24 protein-coding genes are annotated in these 22,365 nt (G+C 66.4%); 16 read left to right on the top strand and 8 right to left on the bottom strand.

Annotation, left to right across the window (positions count from 1 at the left end; genetic code table 11):
- Positions 1-9 precede the first annotated feature (9 nt).
- Genes OG326_RS19980 through OG326_RS19960 form a run of 5 tightly spaced genes read left to right on the top strand, consistent with a single transcriptional unit; the run spans position 10 to position 4,273 of the window.
- Complete coding sequence (locus tag OG326_RS19980) at positions 10-1,131, top strand: aromatic ring-hydroxylating dioxygenase subunit alpha (protein ID WP_327146166.1); 1,122 nt, start codon at positions 10-12, stop codon at positions 1,129-1,131.
- Positions 1,128-1,817 (top strand): hypothetical protein, encoded by a 690-nt coding sequence (locus OG326_RS19975; RefSeq protein WP_327146165.1) that lies wholly within the window; start codon positions 1,128-1,130, stop codon positions 1,815-1,817. Before OG326_RS19980 ends, OG326_RS19975 begins: the two co-directional genes overlap by 4 nt.
- Entirely contained in the window at positions 1,814-2,725 is a 912-nt protein-coding gene (locus OG326_RS19970) for a hypothetical protein (protein WP_327146164.1), read from the top strand. Before OG326_RS19975 ends, OG326_RS19970 begins: the two co-directional genes overlap by 4 nt.
- Positions 2,722-3,498 (top strand): SDR family oxidoreductase, encoded by a 777-nt coding sequence (locus tag OG326_RS19965; RefSeq protein WP_327146163.1) that lies wholly within the window; start codon positions 2,722-2,724, stop codon positions 3,496-3,498. The genes OG326_RS19970 and OG326_RS19965 overlap by 4 nt, the downstream gene beginning before the upstream one ends.
- A 31-nt stretch (positions 3,499-3,529) precedes the next feature.
- Complete coding sequence (locus tag OG326_RS19960) at positions 3,530-4,273, top strand: maleate cis-trans isomerase family protein (RefSeq protein ID WP_327146162.1); 744 nt, start codon at positions 3,530-3,532, stop codon at positions 4,271-4,273.
- 84 nt (positions 4,274-4,357) lie between these two features.
- Here OG326_RS19960 and OG326_RS19955 read toward each other — a convergent pair whose 3' ends face one another.
- Complete coding sequence (locus tag OG326_RS19955) at positions 4,358-5,251, bottom strand: DUF4437 domain-containing protein (RefSeq protein WP_327146161.1); 894 nt, start codon at positions 5,249-5,251, stop codon at positions 4,358-4,360.
- A 98-nt stretch (positions 5,252-5,349) separates the two neighbouring features.
- Between OG326_RS19955 and OG326_RS19950 the strand changes: the two genes are divergently transcribed.
- Together OG326_RS19950 and OG326_RS19945 are read left to right on the top strand one after the other, a co-directional pair.
- Complete coding sequence (locus OG326_RS19950) at positions 5,350-5,919, top strand: TetR/AcrR family transcriptional regulator (RefSeq protein ID WP_327146160.1); 570 nt, start codon at positions 5,350-5,352, stop codon at positions 5,917-5,919.
- Positions 5,920-5,957: 38 nt separating this feature from the next.
- Positions 5,958-6,701 (top strand): maleate cis-trans isomerase family protein, encoded by a 744-nt coding sequence (locus tag OG326_RS19945; RefSeq protein ID WP_327146159.1) that lies wholly within the window; start codon positions 5,958-5,960, stop codon positions 6,699-6,701.
- Between the two features lie 18 nt (positions 6,702-6,719).
- Here the strand turns inward: OG326_RS19945 and OG326_RS19940 are convergent, their stop codons facing one another.
- On the bottom strand, positions 6,720-7,547 hold the full coding sequence (locus tag OG326_RS19940; protein WP_327146158.1) for an HpcH/HpaI aldolase/citrate lyase family protein: 828 nt from the start codon (positions 7,545-7,547) through the stop codon (positions 6,720-6,722).
- 156 nt (positions 7,548-7,703) lie between these two features.
- Between OG326_RS19940 and OG326_RS19935 the strand changes: the two genes are divergently transcribed.
- Positions 7,704-8,687: a hypothetical protein gene (locus tag OG326_RS19935; RefSeq protein WP_327146156.1), complete on the top strand. Its 984-nt coding sequence runs from the start codon at positions 7,704-7,706 to the stop codon at positions 8,685-8,687.
- A 29-nt stretch (positions 8,688-8,716) separates the two neighbouring features.
- On the opposite strand, the gene OG326_RS19930 is transcribed toward OG326_RS19935, so the two are convergent.
- Entirely contained in the window at positions 8,717-10,129 is a 1,413-nt protein-coding gene (locus tag OG326_RS19930) for an APC family permease (protein WP_327146155.1), read from the bottom strand.
- 118 nt (positions 10,130-10,247) lie between these two features.
- Between OG326_RS19930 and OG326_RS19925 the strand changes: the two genes are divergently transcribed.
- The 3 genes from OG326_RS19925 to OG326_RS19915 all read left to right on the top strand — a co-directional run bounded on the left by OG326_RS19925 (position 10,248) and on the right by OG326_RS19915 (position 13,378).
- Entirely contained in the window at positions 10,248-10,871 is a 624-nt protein-coding gene (locus OG326_RS19925) for a TetR/AcrR family transcriptional regulator (RefSeq protein WP_327146154.1), read from the top strand.
- Positions 10,872-12,041 (top strand): DmpA family aminopeptidase, encoded by a 1,170-nt coding sequence (locus tag OG326_RS19920; protein ID WP_327146153.1) that lies wholly within the window; start codon positions 10,872-10,874, stop codon positions 12,039-12,041.
- A 107-nt stretch (positions 12,042-12,148) separates the two neighbouring features.
- Positions 12,149-13,378 carry a cytochrome P450 family protein gene (locus OG326_RS19915; protein WP_327146152.1) on the top strand — a complete coding sequence of 410 codons (1,230 nt, stop codon included), beginning with the start codon at positions 12,149-12,151 and terminating at the stop codon, positions 13,376-13,378.
- Positions 13,379-13,475: 97 nt separating this feature from the next.
- Here the strand turns inward: OG326_RS19915 and OG326_RS19910 are convergent, their stop codons facing one another.
- Entirely contained in the window at positions 13,476-13,976 is a 501-nt protein-coding gene (locus tag OG326_RS19910) for a hypothetical protein (RefSeq protein ID WP_327146151.1), read from the bottom strand.
- A gap of 130 nt (positions 13,977-14,106) precedes the next feature.
- Positions 14,107-15,393 (bottom strand): alpha/beta hydrolase family protein, encoded by a 1,287-nt coding sequence (locus OG326_RS19905; RefSeq protein WP_327146150.1) that lies wholly within the window; start codon positions 15,391-15,393, stop codon positions 14,107-14,109.
- Positions 15,394-15,519: 126 nt separating this feature from the next.
- Here OG326_RS19905 and OG326_RS19900 point away from each other — a divergent pair, with 126 nt between their 5' ends.
- The gene (locus OG326_RS19900; protein WP_327146149.1) at positions 15,520-16,161 is read left to right on the top strand and encodes a hypothetical protein; all 642 of its coding nucleotides are present in this window, start codon (positions 15,520-15,522) and stop codon (positions 16,159-16,161) included.
- Positions 16,162-16,277: 116 nt separating this feature from the next.
- On the opposite strand, the gene OG326_RS19895 is transcribed toward OG326_RS19900, so the two are convergent.
- Complete coding sequence (locus tag OG326_RS19895) at positions 16,278-17,726, bottom strand: CoA transferase (protein ID WP_327146148.1); 1,449 nt, start codon at positions 17,724-17,726, stop codon at positions 16,278-16,280.
- A complete protein-coding gene (locus OG326_RS19890) occupies positions 17,719-18,300 on the bottom strand; it encodes a TetR/AcrR family transcriptional regulator (RefSeq protein ID WP_327146147.1) in 582 nt (193 codons plus the stop codon). The genes OG326_RS19895 and OG326_RS19890 overlap by 8 nt, the downstream gene beginning before the upstream one ends.
- A gap of 118 nt (positions 18,301-18,418) precedes the next feature.
- Here OG326_RS19890 and OG326_RS19885 point away from each other — a divergent pair, with 118 nt between their 5' ends.
- The 3 genes from OG326_RS19885 to OG326_RS19875 are packed head-to-tail and all read left to right on the top strand — an operon-like array spanning position 18,419 to position 20,422.
- Positions 18,419-19,057 carry an ArsR/SmtB family transcription factor gene (locus OG326_RS19885; RefSeq protein WP_327146146.1) on the top strand — a complete coding sequence of 213 codons (639 nt, stop codon included), beginning with the start codon at positions 18,419-18,421 and terminating at the stop codon, positions 19,055-19,057.
- 2 nt (positions 19,058-19,059) lie between these two features.
- Positions 19,060-19,794, top strand: coding sequence for an SRPBCC family protein (locus OG326_RS19880; RefSeq protein WP_327146145.1), 735 nt, complete (start codon positions 19,060-19,062; stop codon positions 19,792-19,794).
- Positions 19,795-19,849: 55 nt separating this feature from the next.
- Positions 19,850-20,422: a dihydrofolate reductase family protein gene (locus OG326_RS19875; protein WP_327146144.1), complete on the top strand. Its 573-nt coding sequence runs from the start codon at positions 19,850-19,852 to the stop codon at positions 20,420-20,422.
- Between the two features lie 67 nt (positions 20,423-20,489).
- Here OG326_RS19875 and OG326_RS19870 read toward each other — a convergent pair whose 3' ends face one another.
- Positions 20,490-21,050 (bottom strand): hypothetical protein, encoded by a 561-nt coding sequence (locus OG326_RS19870; RefSeq protein ID WP_327146143.1) that lies wholly within the window; start codon positions 21,048-21,050, stop codon positions 20,490-20,492.
- A gap of 338 nt (positions 21,051-21,388) precedes the next feature.
- Between OG326_RS19870 and OG326_RS19865 the strand changes: the two genes are divergently transcribed.
- A complete protein-coding gene (locus tag OG326_RS19865; protein ID WP_327146142.1) occupies positions 21,389-22,342 on the top strand; it encodes an LppP/LprE family lipoprotein in 954 nt (317 codons plus the stop codon).
- Positions 22,343-22,365 lie beyond the last annotated feature (23 nt).

The raw sequence follows: 22,365 nt of genomic DNA, 5'->3' as shown, positions 1-22,365 counted from the left end.
GGAGATCGAGTGCTCAAGAACTTCTGGTACGCCGTCGAATTCGCCGATCGCATCGGTCGCGAACCACGCAGGGTGACCTGCCTCGGACAGGATTTTGTGCTCTACCGCACCGAATCCGGGGCCGTGACCTGCCTGTCGGATCTGTGCGTGCATCGCGGCGGCGCGCTGTCCATGGGCAAGGTGACCGGGGACTGTATTACCTGCCCGTACCACGGCTGGCAGTACAACCCCGACGGCGTCTGCGTGCGCATCCCGGCCAATGCACCCGAACGCACCATCCCGCGAAAAGCGCGCGTGGACAGTTACCCCACCCTCGAGCGCCACGGCATGGTGTGGGCGTTCCTCGGCGATCTGCCGGAGCCGGAGCGCCCGCCAATTCCGGAAATACCGCAGTGGGACGACCCCGCCTTCCGCGCGGTCCAGGTCGATATGGTGATCGACGCCAACTACGAGCGCACCTTCGAGAACGTCGCCGACGCCTCGCACACCCCGTTCGTGCACGGCACCGCCTTCGGCAATCCCGATAAACCCGAGATCCCGGATTTCCGGGTGAACCAGACGGATTGGTCGGCCGAGGCCGATTTCCAGCTCAGCCCGCCGCCGCCCAAGGGGCTGTGGGGCCTGCTCGCCAGAGGCAAACCGCGACCGGAATACGTCACGGTCACCAATGCCTGGTATCTGCCGAACATTGTGAAATTGCATGTGCGGCTGCCGATCGGCGATCTGATCCTCTACGACTTCAATATCCCGCTCTCCCAGGACCGGACGCTGGTCAAGATCCTCGGCTTCCGCAATTTCTTCACCGGTTCGTGGGCCGATGCCAACGCCCGCAAGCGCATCGAGAAGATCCTGCTGCAGGACCGCCCGGTGGTGGAGTCGCAGCGACCGGAGCTGCTGCCCTTCGACCTCTCGGACGAATTGCATGTGCGCAGTGACGCACTGCAGGTCGCCTATCGGCGCCGGCGCGCGGAGCTCATCAAGCAGGGCTGGTGGGTGCAGGGCGATGACCTCATCACCGGTGACGCCCCCCGGCGCACCGCCACCGTCATCGCCTCACCGGGCCGCCGCGACAATCCCGAACTCGCCAGCGCCTGGGTGCACAAGGCGCGCACTGGAGGAACACCGTTATGAGCCTGCCTGCCGCGCTCAGTGCGCGCACTCTCGAAACCCTCTCCACCGCACTCGGATTGACCGTCGCCGAGGACATCGCGCTGACCAGCGCCACGTCACCGGAACCGGTGGGACGGCTGCGCGTGCTGCGCGGCGGCACGATCGACAAGGCGGTGACCGTCGATCTGGTGGTGCCGCCGATCGGGCTGGACAGCCATATGATCTTCGCATTCACTGGGAACGATTCCGCGGTACCGCATTTCACGCTGGACTCGGTCTACGGCGGCGACTACTACGCCATGCATCTGGACCTCATTCCACGCGCGGATCTGGCGGTGAATCTGGAGTATCTCGACGCCGCCTATCTGCCGCTGACCCCGGTGCTGGAGTCCGCCTGGGAGATCGACGGGGTGACACCGGCGGCGATCGGGCCCCGGCAGCGGGCGCTCATGTCGCCGTGGATGGTGGTCTGCCGGGCGACGGAGACGGCGTTCGGCGCGCTGGGCGACAGCGTCGATGCGTACCTGCGGCACTGGCTCACGCTGGTGGACAAGGGGGTACCCGCCGTGGACGCCGATCTCCCCGCCCGGGATCTGGCCAATCGCGCGAATCTCTTCAGCCCCCAGGTGGATCCGGTATGGGCGCAGGTCACCCGGCTGCTCGGGGCCGAACAATCCGAACGAGTGCGCCGGGAGCTCGCGTCATGACCGGCGCACCGAGCCTCTGGCAACAGCGTATTGCCGGTGAATGGGTCGGCCGGCCTTCACTTTTCGACGCGGAGGGGGTCTGGCTCGGGTTCGAGGACATCCGCCGCTCATCGGTCTTCGCCGACGGTGAGACGACCTACTTCATGGACGGCGGACTCACCGGCGGCGGAAAGCTCGCCGGGCGCTTCGCTCTCGGAGCACCCTTCGAATTCGGGGTGATCGACTCCGACGGCGACCGGATCTACACCGGACCCGATTTCTACGGTGCGGGCCAGCCCTACGGCGGATTCGTCGACGCCAACTACTACGGCCCGGGCTGGCAGGTATCGCTGAACACCTGGAACCAGACCATCGACGATACCCAGGTGTACTCCTCGGTGCTGTACCAGGGACCGGCGATGGTGGGCGTGTTCAACGGCGTCTACACCCGCGACCCCGAACTGGTGCAGCAGCGCATCGATACCGAAACCCGCTGTGGAGCCGTGCCGTTCACGGTGCCCACGAAGGACGAGAGCCGATTCTCGGGCGATCTGCAGCTGTGGAGCGCCGATCAGCAGGAGCTCGGCAAGGTGCGCATGACGGTCGCCGTCGACCCGCTCAGCCTGCTCGTCGCCGAGCATCACCGGACCATATCGGGGCTGATCGAGTCCGATTCTCGGTTCACGGTGCGCCGCGACGGTATTCGCTCCTTCTACGAGGGCTTCGATATCTGGGGCAATGGGCTGGCCTACGGGCGCGCCCATTTCGTGCGCCTGCATCAGAACGACGGGCGCCGCCTGGTCGGGCGGGAATTCATGCTCGACGCCGAGCCCGGAATGGGGGCGGGCGGCACCCTCGCGGTGGTGTACCAGCTGTTCCAGCACAACAGCCTGTCCGCCGTTCTCCACGGCGTCCTGGAGCGCGAATGAGCACCGCGACCGTGGCGATCACCGGCGGCACCCGCGGCATCGGATTCGGTATGGCGCAGGCTTTGCTGGCGCGAGGGCACCGGGTCGCGGTGTGCGGTACGGACCCGGAACGGACCGACAGGGTGCGGGCCGAATTGCCCGATAGCGCACTGGTTCACGCCGCCGACGTCACCGATCGCGACCAGGTGCAGGGCTTCTGGAATGCGGCGGTCGAGCGCTTCGGGGGTGTGGATATCTGGATCAACAACGCGGGCATCTCCCACACGCGCACACCTCTGTGGGAACTGGCGGCCGACGATGCGCGAAAAGTGGTGAACACCAATCTCCTCGGCGTGCTCAATGGGTGCGCCGTCGCGGTGCCGGCCATGGCCGCACACGGCCGCGGTCACATCTGGAATATGGAGGGTCTGGGCAGCGACGGCCGCTCGGTACCCGGGCTCGGGGTGTACGGCGCCAGCAAGCGGGCCGTCACCTATCTGACCGAGGCGCTGGCGAAGGAAACCCCCGATCAGGTGACCGTCGGGCTGCTCAGTCCCGGCATGGTGGTCACCGACCTGCTCATCGGCGGATACAGCGATCCCGCCGAACTGGCGAAGGCGCGCAGGATCTTCAACATCCTCGCCGACCGCGTCGAGACCGTCACCCCGTGGCTGGCCGAGCGCGCCGTCACCCGCACCCGCAATGGCGCGCACGTGCGGTGGCTGACCACCGGAAAGGTGCTGCGCCGCTTCGCCGCCGCCCCTTTCCGCACGCGCGATCTGTTCGCCGACTGATTCGACATCCGTACTACCAGGAGATGATCCGATGCCCGATGTGCTCGGCTGGCGCACCAAATTCGGGGTACTGGCCCCGTCCACCAATACGGTTGTGGAACCGGATTTCGCGCGTATGGGCGTGCCCGGGGTGACCGCACACTTCGGCCGCATCCATATTCGCGATCAGAATATGAGCGACGACACCGGTATGGGGCGGCTGCTCGATCAGATTCGCGCCGAGTTGGTCACGACCTGCGAGCGGGTGCTGACCTGCGAGCCCGACTACATGGTGATGGGTATGTCGGCCGAAACCTTCTGGGGCGGTGTGGAGGGCAACCGGCGATTCGTCGCGCAGATCCACGAGGCGACCGGTCTGGAGGTAGCGACCGGAGCGGAGGCGTGCAGTCGGGCTCTGAAGCTCTACGGGGCCGAGCGGATCGGCGTGGTCACCCCGTATCAGCCGGTCGGCGACGAGAACGTGGTGCGGTTCTTCGGGGAACTCGGGTACGAGGTGCGGACGATCATCGGATTGCGCTGCCCGACAGCGGTATCCATTGCCCATGTGCCCGAGGAACGGCTACGCGAGGCCCTCCTGGAAGCCGATAGTGACGGCGTGGACGCGCTCGTGCAGTGCGGGACCAATCTGTCCATGGTCCGGCTGGCCGATGAGGCCGAGCGCTGGCTGGGCAAGCCGGTCCTCGCCATCAATGCCGCCACCTGGTGGATGGCATTGCGGGACAACGGGATCACCGACCGGATCGAGGGGGCCGGATCGCTGCTGCGCGACCACTGACTCTCACCTTCGAAAGAAATGTCCGGGTCCATCCGATCACCTCGGATGGACCCGGACACTGCGTGTCACTGGTGGGTCGGAGTGTCACTGGTGGGTCGGATCAGCCCACGCGCCGATGGAGGCGGAGCGAACCGGTGAGATGAACCGGGGCGCGATGCTCTGCGGGAAGTCCGGGCCCCAGTTCGTGGCATCACCGGTCATGACGACCTTGGCATTGTCGGTGTACCAGTCGACCAGGTCGGCATCCGAGCGGAGCAGCCAGGTGCAGCCCAGTTCGGCGTCCGCGGTGAAGTCGCCGTGCCGGATGAAGGCCGGGCGCCAGAAATACGTTCCGGGCCACATGGTTCCGAAGTTGTACTCGAAACCGCCGTCCAGGCAGTATGCCTCCTCACTGCACGGATGATGTGCCAGCGGGACCTCCCGCCAGCCCGGCTTGGCCTTGATCAGGCGGGTGTAGAACCCGGTCTTCTCATCGCGATGCAGCAGTTTGATGTAGAGGCCGGGGACGGGGGTGCCGCCCAGATCGAAGCGCATCGGGCTGCCGTCCTTGACGTCGATCCACGGCATCGCCGCCGAATCCAGAACGATGAGTCTCTGGTCGGCACGGACGAATTCACGGTCGGCCGCGGCGAGGTCGAAGTGCCAGTCGCCGAACTCGCGGAACAGCAGGATCTCGGTTCCCGCCGCCACCGAGAGCTCCGGCGTCCATACCCCCGGCGGGGCCGCCCAGTAGCCCTCCGGGCCGAGCACCGTCCCGCCGACAGTGACACGCCCGGACAGCACGAACCATTCCGTCTCGGCATGATGGACACCGGCGGGCCGAGTCCACTCACTGGTGAACCGAACCTTGAGGGAGGCCGAGCCGTCCTCCTCGTCATAGCTGAGATTGCGCTGTTCCGCGCTACCCGTGCCGTGCTCGAATTCGGCGATGTGCCAGATCAGATCTTTTTCGTCGATGAGTTCGACATGCGGACGCATGGGTCCTCCTGGGGGAAGCAGTGTTTGAGGGAAGCAGTGTTTCCGATACAGAATGTAGCGCTTACGAATAAGCAAAACAAGATGTATCGTTTATTGCTGTGACCAGACCCGGACGACCGGCCGGACCCGCCGCCGACACCACAGCGATCGTGCTCACCGCAGCCCTCGAGCTTGTACTCACCGAGGGCGCCGGCGCGCTCACTCCGCAACGGCTGCACAGCATTACGGGCGTCGCCCGCACGACCATCTACCGGCACTGGCCCGCACCCAGGGACTTCCTCGCCGCGCTCATCGCGGTGGCCCCGCATCCGTCGCCGCAGCCCACCGGTGATCCGGTGGCCGATCTGCACGCCGAAGTGGATGTGCTCTGTGATCGCCTGCGCGACAAGCCCGTTGCCGCCTTCCTGCGCGCGCTGGTCACCGCTTCCACCACCGATCCGGAATGCGCCGAACTACGCCGTCGCTATGTGCGGGATCTGCTCGCACCCTTCGGTACCGCGGCCCGGGCGGCCGGTATCGAGGACCCCGCGCCCGTCGAGGAGACGGCCATGACCATCGTGGCTCCCCTGCTCGTCGACGCGCTGCTCCTGGATCGCGCCGCCGACCGGGATCGCGCCCATCGCGCGGTGGCGGACGCGCTGTCCCGCACCACAACCCGTACCCACTGATCAGCTCTTCCCGATACTGCGCACCACCGAGGAAACCGATGACCAATGCCGTGGGAACCCGAGCCGTCTTCGGGGTGATCGTGCCCAGCACCAATACCGTTGTCGAGCACGACTATTGGAAGGCCGGGTTGCCCGGCATCACCTATCGCGCGGGATCGATGTACATTCCGAATCCGGTCATGGGCGACGACAACGACTTCCAGGCGCTACTGGGCCAGATCCGGGCGTCCATCGACACCGCGGTCCGCGATGCACTCACCGCCGAGCCGGATCGGATGGTCATGGGCATGTCCGCAGAGACCTTCTGGGGCGGCGTCCACGGTAATGCGGCCTTCGAACAGCGCTTGCGCGACCGCACCGGCCTGCCCGTGACGACCGGCGCGAGCTCCTGCCGGGCGGCGCTGCACGAGCTCGGCTGCCGGCGCATTGCCGTGTTTTCGCCGTATCAGCCCATAGCCGACAAGGAGGTCGGCGCCTTCTTCACCGAGGCGGGCTTCGAGGTCGCCGCCATCACCGGGCTGCGCTGCCCGACGGCCATGGATATCGCACGGGTGCCACCGGATCGGCTGCGGCAGGTGGTGGCCTCGCTCGACGGACCGGATATCGAGGCCATCGTCCAAGTCGGCACCAATCTCTCGTTCGTCGCCCTGGCCGACGAACTCGAACGCGAGCTCGGCAAGCCGGTCATCGCCATCAACTCCGCGACACTCTGGCACGCACTGCGCGAGCACGGCCTTCACGACCGGGTCGAAGGCTCGGGCCGACTACTGCGTGAACACTGAAGTTATTGCGGGGCAGCCTTACTCGGCAGGCGCGTCCGCCAATAGCCTGCGGGCCCGGCGGATTACGGCCAGGTCCACCATGCGGCCGCCGGAGTCGAAGACAATGCCGCCGTTCGCGGCGTCGAAGCGGTCCACCAGATCCCGGGCGCGGACGAGTTCGGCAGCGGTGGGGGTGAATACCTCGTTGATGATCGGCACCTGGGCCGGGTGAATGCACGAACGGCCGCGAAAGCCCATACGCGCCAGCGCCTTCGTGGATTCACGCAGCGCGTCCAGGTCACGGAAATCGGTCTCGGCCGGGCCGAGCGGCGGATCGATCCCCGCGGCGGCGCTGGCCAGCACCACCTGGGTGCGCACGGCGAGCAGCCCATCACGATCGCCGGGATCGATGTCGGTATCAGCGCACAGGTCCGCCTCCCCCAGCTGCAATCGGGATACGCGCGGTGCGGCCGCGATCGCGGCGGCCGCCAGGACGGCCGCGGCGCTCTCCAGCAGCGGGCAGATTCGAATACGATCGGGTACATCCTCGTGCGCACCCAGGATCGTTCCCACAGCCCGAACCTGTTCCGCCGATTCGGTTTTCGCCAGGCAGATGGCCGCGACCGCAGGCAATGCGACGGCTCGCAGGTCCCGCTCGGCAGCGGCGCCGGAGTTCACCCGGACCCAGACGCTGGGGCGAGCAGCCGTGAGGGTGCGCAGCCAGGCGGACACTTCCGCCCGGGCGGAGTCCTTCTCCCCCGGCGGCACCGAGTCCTCGAGATCCAGCAACACCACGTCGGCCGGGCCGCTGAGCGCCTTGTCGAACAAATCCGGACGATTGCCGGGGACGTAGAGCGCGGATCTCACTGGGCGACTCCTCACAGCGGGCGCAGCACACGACGCCTGTTCGTTTTACGAAACACCGTTTCGCTCATCGAAACATATCTGCAATCACGCGGCACTGTCCAGCTGTTATCGTCTACCCAGCCCAACAGAAACGCCGTTCCGCCAAAGGAAACCGGCATGCTCGCCCCTGGAGTCGCGATGAGCCTTCGAGGTTCGACCCTGACCATCCTCGCCGCGGTGTGCATCGCCGCCGCCACCGGAGTCGGCACCGCCGAACCGCCACGACTACCGGGAACGGTCGAAATACCCTGCGCTGCGAGCACTCTGCATCAGAGCGCCGACTGGTACCTGCCCGCGGGACAACCGCGTGCCCTGGTCTGGGTCCAGCACGGTTTCGCACGGGACAACGACAATATCGCGGCCCTCGCCGAAACTCTCGCGGACGCCGGATATCTCGTGTTCGCACCCAGTCTGCCGTTCCTGAACCTGTCCGGCTGTACGCTGCAGAACCTCGGCGACAACACACCGTTCCTGAATCAGGTGGCGGATCTGTTCGCCACCGCGAACGATCCCGCCGGTCCCCTGGCCCACAGCCTCGAAGCCGCCGCGGCCAGTTCCGGACGACCGGTCCCGGCCATGCCCGGACAGCTCGTCTTCGTCGGCCACTCCGCGGGCGCCGAGGCGGTCGAATACGTCGCGCATCGACTGCACACCAGCTCCTCGTCGACCTGGTCGGAGCTGCGTGGTCTGGTACTGCTGGACCCGGTGAAGTCGTTCCTGGGCAACAACACCGACGTGGCCCTGACCGATCTGGATGCCACCGGCCTGCCCCTGCTGACCGTGTCCGGCCCGCCGTCGCCGTGCAATAACTTCGGTGGCGGCACCGCGGCCATGGAAGCCCTGCTGCACCGGCCCTTCATCGGCGTCCGAATCCCTGCGGGCGCGCACACCGATGCGGAGGGCGCCAGTTCCGACAGCATCGGTGAACTCCTGTGCGGGATGCCTCAGCCGGTCAATGTCGCGGCGCTGCAACAGCTGACGTCCGTGTGGACCGGTGACTTCATCAACGGCACACACACCGCCGGCTATTACCCGGACGATCCGGCCCGCCCTGCGACAATTCCCGCAGTGCCGAATGTCCAGCCACTCAGCGGAGCCTGACGCGCCGGTGTCCGCGACCGAATGCCGGTTCAGGGTTCGTGCACCGGATCGGGCAGCAGCCAGCGTTCGGACGCGCGGGGACGCAGGTAGATCAGGTAGTACGCGATGCCGAGCGCCATGGTGACGACCGCTACCACCAACTGCTGCCAGGAATCCTTTCCGAGGCTGTATCCGGCGTACACCATGACCGCGATGACGATCACCGGCGGCAGCGGCCACAGTGGCATGCGATAAGACTCCGAAACGCCCGTGCGGCGCACCCGAAGTGCCGCCAGCGCCACGAAGAGGTACACCAGCACCAGGCCCGCGCCGGTCGCGGTGATCAGCCAGTTGAGGGGCAGGACCGCGGCGGCGATCGCGGCGATCGCGCCCACCAGGATGGTCGCGGCCACGGGGGTGTGCAGGCGCGGGTGCACGGCCGCCAAGGTGCGGTCGATCGGCTCGGGCCAGCTGCGATCGCGGGCCGAGGCGAAGACCAGGCGGGAGATCTGCAGGATGATCGCGATGACCGCGTTGATGATGGCGATCGCAATGCCCACGCTCACAACCGTATTCACGGCGGAACCACCGCGCGCGGTCAGGAAGTAGTTCAGCGGGGCGGGGCTCTGCAGCAGGTCGGTCATCGACGGTGCGCCCAGCACCACCGCGGCGATGGGCAGGATTTCGATGGCCACGGTCGCCGCCAGGCAGACCATGATCACCCGGCCGATCGTCTTGGTGGCGTTCTTGGTCTCCTCCGAGTAGTAGATGGCGGCGCCGTAACCGTTGTAGGCGAACAGGGCCACCGGAATCAGGGCCGGTAGGGCGCCCATACCGACCCCGACCGTGCCGCCGCCGCCCGCGGTGAGCGGATGGAACCATTCCGCCGGACCACGCTCCACATGCCGAAAGCCCAGGAAGACAAGCACACTGATGGCCGCGACCTCCACAGCCAGGAAAATCCCCGTGACCCAGGCATTGGTCTTGATATTCAGTAGCGCCACGCCGGTGGTCACCACGATGACGGCCACGCCGACCCATTTGCCACCGAGACTCGGGATCGCCACGCCGAGATAGTCGCCGGTCCCCAGCGCGATGACCGAGATGATCAGCACCCCGTTGACCAGGGTGAGCAGGAACATGGCGAATCCGAGGGGACGTCCGAGCAGGCGTGCGGCCCAAGTGTATTCGCCGCCCGCGATCGGGTACCGCGCCGACAGTTCGGCGTAGCACAGGCCGACGCACACCGATGCGAGCGCGGCGATGCCCAGCGTCAGCACCGACGCTCCGCCCACCGCCAGCAGAATCGACGGAATGATGATGAACACGCTGGAGGCCGGTGTCACCGCGGACAGCGTGATCAGAATGTTCTCCCCCATTCCGAGGGCCCGCGAAAGCTGTTGCCTATAACTGTTTTCCGGGTCGCCTGCGGCTGTCCGGCCGGTCGAGGGGTGCATCGCCATGACCGACTCCTTTCTTTGATTTACAATCAAAGAATGATCCAAACTCGCTGGCAATACGGTGTTTCAGACGTAACAAGTACTTAACTCATCATCAGGGTAAGAAACGGGAGGGAAACGGATGGCACGCCGGAAGGATCAGGTGCGGGCACGCCGCACCATCCTCGACGCCGCGCTGGCGGCGGTGTCCAGCCGCGAGGTCGGCAGGCTCCGGATTCGGGATGTGGCCGAGCTCGCGGGTGTCTCACCCGCCACGGTGCACTACTACTTCGACGATCTGGACACGCTGCTGCGCGAAGTCCACCGGGAGGCCAGCGATCGATTCTTCGGTGCGCGCCTGACCATGGTCGCCGATATCCCGGATGCCCGGGCGAAGATCGGCGCGCTGATCTGGGCCGGACTGCCGGCGGACGATACCGATCAACTGGTCGTCGCACTGTACCGGCTGGTGGCGTATCGCAATATCGCGGCCGAGCACGGCGACCTGATCACGGCGCTGTTCGACAAGCAGGTCGCGGTGTACATGAGCGCACTCGAGGTCGGAAGTGCGCAGGGGCACTTCATGATCGATGCGCCGATCCTGGAGGTGGCCGCGAATCTGGTCGCCCTGGAGGACGCGTACGGCCTGCACATCGTCACCGGGAATCGGTCGGTGACCAAAGCCCGTGCCGCTCAGCTGATTTGCTCCTATGCCCGGACGGCGACCTGCTGCCCGGACATTACGACTCCGTCGAAGGGCTTCTGAATGACCGAGTATCAATCGTTCTCCCCCGACGGACGGCCCCGGGCCCGCGCCCTAGGCCTGCATCCGGCGGGCACGCCAGGGCCGTGGAATGCCATTACCGACGTTCCCGGAGTCGAGGTGGGATACCGGACCCTGATCGAGGGCGCGGGACCGCTGCGGGTGGGTGCCGGACCGGTGCGCACCGGAGTGACGGCGATCCTGCCGCGCGGCCGGGATGGTGTCGGCAGGCCGTGCGCCGCGGGGCGCTACTCGCTCAACGGCAATGGCGAAATGACCGGCACCGCATGGATCGACGAGGTCGGCCAGCTCTCGATGCCCGTCACGATCTCCAATACCCATGCCATCGGGGCCTGTCATACCGGCGCCATCGCCTGGATCAATGCGGTGCGGCCGGATCTGAGCCGGCAGTGGCTGCTCCCGGTCTGCGCCGAGACCTGGGACGGCTATCTCAATGACATCAACGGCGGTCATGTCACGCCGGAAATCGTTGAGGCCGCACTCGATTCGGCGCAGTCGGGTCCGGTGCAGGAGGGTTCGGTCGGCGGTGGCACCGGGATGAACTGCTATGCCTTCAAGGGCGGCAGCGGTACCGCGTCCAGGCTCGTCGAATTCGGCGCGCGGACGTACACGGTCGGGGTCTTCCTGCAGGCGAATTTCGGCTCGCGACAGGAACTTACGATTCGAGGCAGACGCGTCGGCGAGCGGCTCACGGTGGATAATCCGCAGGAGTCCACCAGCTGGGGCACGGCGCCGGACCAGGATCCGGCCGCGCCCGGCGGTGCGGGTTCGGTGATCGTCGTCGTCGCCACCGACGCTCCCCTCGAACCGTTGCAGTGCAAGGCCATGGCCCGCCGGGTGCCGTTCGGGCTGGCGCGCACGGGAACCACCGGCAGTCTCTTCTCCGGTGATCTGTTCCTCGCGTTCTCCACGGCCGGCGACCGCGCTTCCGACACCGGGTTTCCGATCGGCGATCCCACCGGCGACGAACTGGTCACCACCGCCCGAATGCCTTGGAACCGTATGGATTCCCTCTACACCGCCGTTGTCGAAGCGGTCGAGGAGGCCGTCCTGAACAGCCTCGTCGTCAATACCGATATGACCGGTCGCGACGGCCATCACTCCCCCGCGCTCCCCCACGATCAGCTGCTCGCCGCACTGACAGAGGGGTAGGCGGCATCCGAAGCATTTGCCACACAGCACGTTTGGGGCAACCGCACAACCATCGACATTGTCCGCGCAACGCGGGAGACTGCTGTCGGAGTTGTGAGGAGAATACGATGGACGCACAGGTAATTGTCCTGGACCCCATGGGTTCCGATATCCAGGGTGAATCCGCCCATATCCGCGCGAGCGGTCCCGTCACCCTGGTCGAGTTGCCCGGGGGCGTGCGCGCCTGGTCGGTCACCGATGCCGGCGTACTGAAGCGGCTGCTGACCGACCCGCGCGTCTCGAAAGACGCTGCGCAGCACTGGACCGCGTACATGAACGGCGAGATCACCGCCGAGTGGCCGCTGCTGCCGTGGGTGGCCGTGGACAATATGTTCACCGCCTACGGCACCGACCACCGTCGCCTGCGCAAACTGGTCGCGCCCGCCTTCACCCACCGCCGCACCACGGCGCTGCAGTCCCGCATCGAGGCGATCACCTCCGTCCTGCTCGATCAGCTGGCGCAGACCCCCGCGGGCACGGTGATCGATCTGCGTGAGGCGTACTGCTATCCGGTGCCGATCCAGGTGATCAGCGAGCTGATGGGAGTGCCGGAGGAGCGCAATCCGGCACTGCGCACATGCGTCGACGGATTCTTCGACGGTTCGCTCGGGCCGGAGGAGGGCATGGCCAACTACATCGAAATGTACGGCCTGGTCACGGAAATCGTGCAGCTCAAGCGGGAAACCCCCGGCGACGATCTGATCAGCGAACTCATCGCGGCCCGGGACGAGGACGACGGCTCGCGGCTGTCGGAGAAGGAACTCGTCGACACCCTGATGCTCATTATCAACGCGGGGCACGAGACCACCGTCAATCTGCTCGACCAGGCGGTCTTCACGCTGCTCACCCATCCGGAGCATCGCGCTGCCGTCACCGAGGGCCGCGTCAGCTGGGCGGATCTGGTGGAGGAGACCCTGCGCTTCGAAGCACCCGTCGCCCACCTCCCGCTGCGATATGCCGTGGAGGACATCGATATCGAAGGCCGCCTCATCCCCACGGGCGATCCCATTCTGGCGTCCTACGCCGGCGCCAATCGCGATCCGAAGGTGCACGGCCCCACCGCGGACGAATTCGATCCGCACCGCACCACCAAGGACCAGCACCTGGCCTTCGGCCACGGCGTCCACCATTGCCTGGGTTCACCGCTGGCCCGCCTCGAAGCCACGGTGGCCCTCCCGGCCCTCTTCACCCGCTTCCCCGGCCTCACCCTCGCCGCCGACCCCGTCACGTTGAAAACGGTCGGCAGTTTTATCTCCAACGGCCACGCCCAACTCCCGGTCCACCTGGAATCGCCCTAACCGCTGCCGAATCCGCCCCGACGTGAACAGTCCGAGACACGACGGGGCGGTACCGGAAGGTCCGCGCAATCCTCGGCGCGGACCGTTCGTGCCCGAATCAGCTGCAGGCGGGCGAACTCTGGTTGCCGAGGGTCAGGATGTTGCAGATCCATTCCTTCTGGACCTTCCACTTACCGTCCTCGACCACGAACGGCACGACGGCCTGCTGCGGTGCGCCGCCGTTGATCGCCGCCTGCGCGTCGGCGGTGAGGGTGCCGTTGCCCAGGTCGGTGACGCTGGTGACGGTGATGGTGGCATTGTTCTGCTTGTAGGCGTCGATAATTCGCGTGGGCAGGCCCGGGTCCGCCTGCATGCCCTGCATCAGGTCCAGCTTCTCGGAGTCCGGAACGCTGGGATCCAGCACCTTCTGCAGTTCGGTGTTCAGGTCCGCCGCGGTCGGGGCCGGCGGGAAGGTCTGGGCGGCCGCCGTCTGCGACGTGGAGGTCTTGGCGGGCTTGGCGCTCGTCGTCTTGTCACCGCTGCCACACGCCGACAACCCGAGCACGGTCACGGCAGCCAGCGCCGCGATCGCTATGCGTCCAGTCTTCTGAAACGTCAACTACTCATCCTTTACGTTCGACTAAATCCATCGTGCACCGTCACAGCCACCCGGCCGCCACGCCACACGACCCCCGACAGTACTGACGACACCCGCCGAACGGTTACCCGAAGCAAGCGTTAGAGCACTTTCAGTCCAGATCCTCATACTTCGCGATGATCCAGTCGGCAATGTCGCCGACGACCACCGGATCGACGTGCTGAGCGGTCAGATAGTCCGCAGGACTGGATAGTCCAGTGCCCGAAAAGAATTGATGATTGTCAGCCGGATAGACACGCGTGGTGACATCGAGGCGACCGCCCAGACCGGTCTGCCACGCCGCGAAATCCTCGCCAACTGTGACCTGGTAGTCCCGGCCCCCCTGCAGAACGAGAAACGGCTTATCCACTGTCGCGGCGGTGCCAACCGGATCGAGCGCCAGCCAGCCGATCCAATAACGGGCAGGCAGGTTGAACGGCAACCGGTCCGCGGCTGTTGCCGCAGAGAATTCCGGGCTGTCGAGCAATGCCACGCGTCCGGCAAGTTCCCGCACGTGCGGCATGGAATCAACGTCGGTTCCCGCGGACAGACCACTCAGGTAGCGAATCTGCCGAAGCAGCGAGTGGTGCGGCGGCTGCGCCCCACCGGCCATAACGATTACCCCGGCAATACTCGGCGCGGTACTGGCGATGTTCGGCGCGACGGACCCGCCCAGGCTGTGCCCGAGCAGGAACACCCGATCCGGGTCGACCGACGGGTGCTGTTGCAACAAGTGGATCGCCGCCTTCGCGGGATCGACGTATTCACCTATGGGAGTGAGTGTTTCGGGATCAATCATATCCCCGTGCACCCGAGTGACCTTATCGAAGCGCAGCACCGCGACACCTCGCGTGGCGAGCCCCCAGGCGAGATCCTTGAAGGACTTGTTCTGCGGATTGCCGGAGAGGGTCTCGTCGCGATCATTGGCGCCGGACCCGGCCAGCAATGCCACACCCGGCACCTTCCCACCTGCCCTGGGCACGGTCAGCGTGCCGGGTACAGCCAGGGGTCCGTCACCGACCATCACCTCGGTTTCGGTGAAAGCCCCCGTGTCGGCGTAGTCCGGACAGGCCCAAGGCACCGCCCGTCCGATCGGCGCCAAAGTCCAGCCGATCAGCAAACCTTCATTGTCGACGGCGACACTGAACGTGAAACCGCCTCGGACGCAGACCACTGGAATATGCACGGCAGTAACCCCATTGCCGGCACTTTCGCAGAGTGGTTCGCCAATCTCCCGGATCGCCCCGTGCTCGGCCAGCGCACTTCCCCACTCCTGCTCGATCTCACTCGCCGGCCATTCAGCGAGCCCGTCGGGCCGCAGGTCACCTGCTTCACGAATCCGCCCCTCCCGAAACCCCCGCAGAATCTCCAGCGCACACCCTGCCGAGTCGACGGCCATCCGATCCCCCTGACCTCGAGTGCATCCGTAGTCGATCCCTTTGTACCCCTGTCTTCGAATGGGGTGTCGGGGGACGTGTCAGGTCGGCATCAGGCCGGTATCAGCGCTACTCGCGACAGTATTCCCATGAACAACAACGCATTCGCCACTCCGGAACCGATCGCCATCACCGTTGACGTGCTCTACGGCAATGTCACGGTCATTGCCTCCGACCGCACCGACACCGTCGTCGACATCCGCCCGACCGATCAGTCCAAACGCGATGACGTGCGTGCTGCCACACACACGCAGGTCGATTTCTCCGGCGGCACCCTGACTGTGAAAACGCCGAAGGGGTGGCGCACGTACACGCCCTTCAGCGGCAATCCGTCGATCGAGGTCACTGTTCAGGTTCCCACCGGCTCCCGGCTCAACGCCATTGCCGGTATGGGCGTGTTGCGAAGCGTCGGCGAGCTCGGCCCCTGTGAGCTGGAGATCGCCGCGGGCGATATCAGCGTCGACCGCGTGCGCGGATCGGTCAGCGCCAAGACCGCCAAGGGCAATATCCGCATCGGTGCAGCCTCACACGGGGTGCTTCAGCTCGAAACATGCATGGGTGAGCTGGAAGTCGGCATCAGCCCGGGCAGCGCGGCACGACTGGAGACCGGCACCCGGAACGGCAGCGTGCACAACCAGCTGGCAGCGGTCGGCGAGGCACAGGACATCGTGCAGGTCTACGCACGAAACTCTTACGGCAACATCATCATCGGACATGCTGTCGCCGTATGACATGGACGGATTCGAGCGAGCCGCAGTGCCTGCGGTGGCGCGCTATCGCACCGAACTCGCCAGTCCGGCTCGAAATGCCCCATCCGATTCCCAGTGGGGCGCTTCGTGTCTCACTCCTACTGGTCAGCGCGCCATTGCGGCCGGCTGGAGCCGCGGGGCACCAGTGGCGGGTCGGGCCATGCCGGGGTGAAGTGGGAGAACTGCACCGGCGGAGCGAGCATGTGGATGTCGCCGAGTGGGCTGGGGGCATCGTAGGCGGCCGGTTCGCGCAGCGTGTGCTGGTCGCCGACACCGGCGCCCTCGGGGTCGACCAGGCCGAGGGTTTGATACCACATGGCCGTGCGGGTGAGGTTGACCGTGACGTGCCAGGAGCCGCCTTCGCTCGCTCTCTTACCGAGTGCGGCGAGTGCACCGATGGCTCCCATATAACCGGTGATGAAATCGTTGATCATCCCGGTGACAGGAAGTTTCGGGTTTTCGGGGCTGCCCTCGAGCGTCATCAGACCCGACGCCGCCGAACCGTTCATATCGAAGCCGCCGCGGGTGCGCCAGGGCCCTTCGGAACCGTAGCAACTCACCGAGACGACGATGATGCCCGGATAGCGGGCGGCGAGCTGCTCCGGGTCGAGGCCGAGCTTCTCGAGTTTGTCGCCGCGATGGTTGTTGACCACGATGTGGGTGCCGGCCAGCAGCCGATCGGCACGTTCACGCCCGGCATCGGTGGTGAGGTCGAGATACGCACTGCGAGAGCCGATATTGGCTTCGGCATAGATGAAGTCGTGCTCGTAGTCGTTGGGACGCGTAGCGCACAGCACCTCCGCGCCGTACTCGGCAAGGGTGCGCCCGACCGTCGGTCCGGCGATGGCGTGGGTGAACGACAGCACCCGAATATCGTCCAAAGGCCGTGCGGCCGGGCCGAAGTCGTGCACCGGCGCATCGCCGATGCGGCGCAGCCCGATCACCGGTTGCCCGGCCAGCAGCGCGCCCTGCGGATGGGCGAGCCATTCCTCGGGCGTGCGGGCGATGCACAGTGGCAGCCCCGCCGCATTGGCCGACTCCTCGAGCTCGGCGGCCTCACGGGTCGCGAAGGCGGCAGCGACTTTCTCGTAATCGGGTGGGGCATCAAGGAATCGGCACCATTTCGCGGCCAGGTGCGGGTACACGCCCGACGCCATGACCGTGCGGCCGTCCGCGGTGCGGTAGGGCGCGAGCAGAAAAGGATTGTCCGCGACCAGTGGATGCGGCGGCAGTTCACCGGCCAGCGTGGGATGCCAGAACGCATGCGGGGTGATGCCGTGCACGGCCTGCCGCAGATCCAGCTGCACATCCTGATCCGGACCGCCCCGGCGGCGATGCAGAGCGACCGCGCCGACAGCCGCGGCCATGATCGGAATCCCGATACTCGCACCCAGCCGATGCCGCGCCGGAAGAATCGGATCCTGACCGGCGAAACTGACACTGCCACCGGTGTTCTCGGCCGCAAGCCCGAGATTCGCCAGCAGGTCGTCCAAGGCCGCGACGTGGTCGAGGCCGGTGATATCCGGGCTGATTGCCTGGTCAGTCATCTATGTCTCCTTCGGGAGCGGACAGTCGATCCATCAGGGTTTCGACGAGTCCCCAACGCGCAGTGGTCGATTCGGTATGTCCCGCAGCGTGCTCGGTCAGAGTATGCAGGTTCTCGCCCTCGACGACCATCACGATCAGCCGGGTGAGGTCTTCCACCGGTAGCAGCGGTACACGCCCGGCGGCCGCGAGCTTCTCGGTCAGCAGTGCGGCCAGCGCCGCGCGCCCGCGCGCCTCGTGCTCGAGCAGCCTCCGCGCCAGCGGCGGCCGGCGCACCGCGTGCAGACCGAATTCCGCCGACACCAGCAGCCACTGCCGTTCCGCCTCGTCCACCACCGACGGCAGAGCCTGCCGCAACCGCTGCAGCCGGACGTTCCACTCCCGGTCGAACAGCGCCAGAAACAGCTCGTCCTTATCGCTGAAGTTGGAGTAGTAGGCGCCCTTGGTCAATCCGGCGCGCGCGCAGATCTCCGCGATCGACGTGGCCCCGAATCCCTGCTCAGCGAACAGCGCCAGCGCCGCGTCCAGCAGTGCGGTCACGGTGATCGGCCTGCGTTTGGTTACACCTTTGGGCACTCACACAGCATAACGGATACCGATAGGTATCGGATACCTAACTGAATCTGATCTACCCACCTGCAGTGACAACAGAATTGTCCTTGACAATTTTTTTCGTCGGCTGCAGGATGGACCCGTGCTGGACGTAGCTGTGATCGAAGAACCCGCCGCGGCCGAGGCGTCCCTGGACCCGATCCGGTCCCGGATCCTCGCCGCACTGGCCGAACCCGGCTCGGCTGCCATGCTGGCCGTCCGGCTGGGGCTGCCGAGGCAGAAGGTCAACTACCACCTCAAGGAATTGGAACGGCACGGGCTGGTCGAACTCGAGGTCGAACGCCGCAAGGGCAATGTGACCGAGCGGGTGTATCGCGCCACCGCGTGCTCGTACGTGATCTCCCCCAGCGCGCTGGGGACCATCAGCCCGGATCCGTCCCAGTCCCCCGATCAGCTCTCCGGCTACTGGTTGCTGGCTCTGGGTTCCCGGCTGCTGCAGGAGGTCGGCGCACTGCTCACCGGCGCTCAGCGCGCCAAGCAGCGGGTCGCCACCTTCGGCATCGACGCCCAGGTGCGGTTCGCCTCCGCGGCCGATCGGGCGGCCTTCACCGAGGAGCTGGCACAGGCGGTGACCACCCTCGTCGGCCGCTACCACGATGAGTCCGCCGCCGGCGGCCGGAACCACCGGGTGGTCGTCGGACTCCATCAGATCCCGGCCGCGCAGACCGGCCCGCGACAACTGCCCGAAAGTATCGAACCCGAAGCAGGACAGGAGAACTGACAATGCCGCATCCGTTCGAGATCGAACTGGAGACGACACTGCCGGCGAGCCCGGAACAGGTCTGGGAGGCCATTGCGACGGGACCGGGGATCGACTCCTGGTTCATGGGGCGCAATGACATCGAGCCCCGCGAGGGCGGGGTGGCCGCCATGGATACCGGAGGCCATCGGGAGGAGGCGGTGATCACCGCCTATGAGCCCGGTAAGCGTCTCGCCTCCCGCACGGCCGCCGCCGAGGACGGCCGGTTCATGGCCTTCGAGTATCTGATCGAGGGCCGCGAGGGCGGCAGCACCGTCCTGCGCGTTGTGCAGAGCGGCATGCTCGGCGACAACTGGCAGGACGAGTACGACGCCCTGCGCCGCGGCTGGCCGTTCCACCTGCATACGCTGCGGGAGTACCTGACGCACTTCCCCGGTCGCACCGGAGTCCCGGTTTTCGCTGTGGCACAGGGGAAGTCGGCGCAGGACGTGCGGGCGGCGCTCCTGCGCGGGCTGGCACTGCCCACCCCGCTCACCGTGGGTGCACGGGTGCAGGCATCGCCGGAGCAGCTGCCGCCGCTGGACGGCGAAGTGGTCTGGGCGGATGACGAGCGCATCGGGATTCGCACCGCCGACGGGCTCTACTCCTTCCACCAGGGCCCGACCGGTATGGCGCTGATGTTCCACCACCTGTTCGCACCGAAAACCGCTGGGGCGGAAGCCGCCTGGCAGCAGTGGCTGACCGAGCTCGTCAGCTGAGGGTCACCATCGACCACCCACGAACATCGACAACCGAGATACCAGGGAGACAACCATGCGCACTCTGATCAGCACCGCCTTCATTTCGCTCGACGGCGTCGTGGAGGGCCCCGGCGGCGAACCCGGCTACCGCAATTCCGGATGGACCTTCAAGGACATCGAATTCGTCCCCGACGCCTTCGAAATCAAAGGGCGGGAACAGAAGGAATCGGCCGCGATCCTGCTGGGCCGGGTGAGCTACCAGGCCTTCAGCCCGGTATGGCCCGATATGGAGGATTTCGCCGACTACAAGACGATGCCGAAGTACGTCGTCTCTACGACCCTCACCGAGAACGATCTCGTGTCGAACTGGGGCGAGACCACAATTCTGCGCTCACTCGATCAGGTCGCCGCGCTGAAGGAGACCGAGGGCGGTCCGATCATCATTCACGGCAGCGCCTCGCTGAACCAAAGCCTTTCCGACGCAGGCCTGATCGACCGCTACCACCTGCTCGTGTTCCCGCTCCTGCTCGGCGCGGGCAAGCGCCTGTTCAGCACCACGGATAAGGACGCGCAGAAGCTCAAGCTGGTCGAGTCCGAGGCCTACTCGAACGGCCTGCAGAAGAACGTCTTCGACGTCATTCACTGACAACCCGCGCCACGCCGTCGCCCCTGGCGGGCGGCGGCCGGTCGAAATGCGTGTGCCGGAGCAGCGGTCAGCGCCGCGGAGAACGTCCGTTCGGCCGGGGGGAACCGGGCTCGCCGCTGTGGCCACCGTCCGGATCGCCGCCTGATTCCTCGCTTTTATCGGATCCGATTCGGCGTGGTCGGGCCATGCGCCGCATACCTGCGGCCGGGGCGTCGTCACCGGCCCTTTTCCGTCGCACCGCGCCGAGGTCGATGACGCTCGCGTCATGCTCGGCGCTGCCCGGTTCATCGGCCGCGGCGGAATGCGGCGCCTGGCCGGGATCGACCTGCCACCATCCGGTCTCACGCTGCAGTTCCGATCGCAGGACCGGCCTGGTCGGTGCGGGATCGTAGAGGGAGCCGAGTTCCGAATGCCACGTTTTGCGGGGACGCTCGTCGGTTTCCTCCGTCATGCGCCGCGGGCGGCGCGGCAGGCGGGTGAGTTTCGAACTGTCCTGGCCCGCCTCGGGAGAACCGGTCTCGGCGGCCTTCAGGCCTTCCAGCTTCCGGCGTAACCGTTCCACCGCATCGAACCTGTTCCCGCCGGGCCCCGGCAGGGATCCGCGTCCCGGAACTTCCTGGTCCGACATCGAGCTAACCGCCGACAGATGCCGTGGCACCCGTCGTCACAACTACTGCCGGTAGCCCGGGCTGATCTCTGTACTTCTGTCTCGCTGCGTCACTCATGTCCGTATTCTCCCTCAGAACCGCCACACTGTTTCCTCCCCGTTCCCACTGCGGACCGGAGCCGTGCCTGCGCGCCGTCGCCACGAGATGCATCAACGATAACCGGCGGGATCGCTCGTCCGCGCCAGCCGTTGCCGGGGTCGACTGCACGCTGTTCTCCGGGTATGCCCATAAAAGCGGGGGCGCAACGTTTTTCATCCTCGGCGCGACGTGTTGGGTAGTACCGAGTGGAAGGGAACGCATGAAGCGAATTGTCGGAATCATCGCGGCGGTCGCCGTGGTGGCCCTGGCGACGGCATGCCAGGACGGCACGACGACGCCTGCGGCCGGGGGGTCGTCGGCGTCGCCTTCCGTCACTGCGGCCCCGCCGGGATCGGTCCAGGGGTCGACCACCCAGCAGTCACCGGGGGGCGGGCAGCAGTCACCCGGCGGTGGACAGCCCGGTGGCACTGATGCTCCCGCCACCGCCGGGAACGGCAAATGTGTGGATCTCACCTCCGGGGTCGTCACGGCCGCGCTCGGCAGGCTCGGCGCCAATGTCGGGGGCGACGGGTTCTATGCGGACAGTGGCACCGATGCCGCGGTCGGCTCCTGCCCCAGCCTGCTGTGGGTGCTCGCCGGGACACCGCACGGGACCGCGAGCTCGCCCTGGCAGGTGATGCTGTTCAATCACGCCGGGTATCTGGGGACGGCGACCAAGAATTCGACCGCGTATACGACGGTGGTCGGGTCGTCGGATCGAAGTGTGCAGGTGCAGTACCGCTGGCTGGCGGGTCAGGATGCCAGCTGCTGCCCCTCGGGCGGGCCGGTGACCGTCACGCTCACGCTGGGGTCGGACAATCACACGGTGACTCCGGATCGCGACTTCCCCACGCAGGCAACGGATCCGAATTCGGGAGGGACGCCGGCCCCGGCCGCGTGCCCGGTCTCCAAGTCCACCCTGCTCGCGGCATTGAAGGGCACGGATATCGAATCGCGGTTGGCGAAGCCGATCGAGCTCGAGGATCAGATCGACTGTGCCGGTGATTGGGCGATGGCGCACAGCGGGACTCACAACAACACCGTCAACCGGGCCCAGGTCCTGTTCCACTATGTGGCGGCCGACGGTGGATGGAAGCCCGCGGATCTCGGCAGCGCGCTGCACTGCACCGAGATCGGCGTCCCCGCCGACGTCGCCGCCAAGATCTGCCGCTGACCGCCGCCGCGAGGCGCCTCGAA

It is taken from the genome of Nocardia sp. NBC_01327, assembly GCF_035958815.1.
In the GTDB taxonomy this organism is placed as follows: Bacteria; Actinomycetota; Actinomycetes; order Mycobacteriales; family Mycobacteriaceae; genus Nocardia.
The sequence above is the reverse complement of the archived record's forward strand: the minus strand, read 5'-3'. Positions and strand labels throughout refer to the sequence as shown.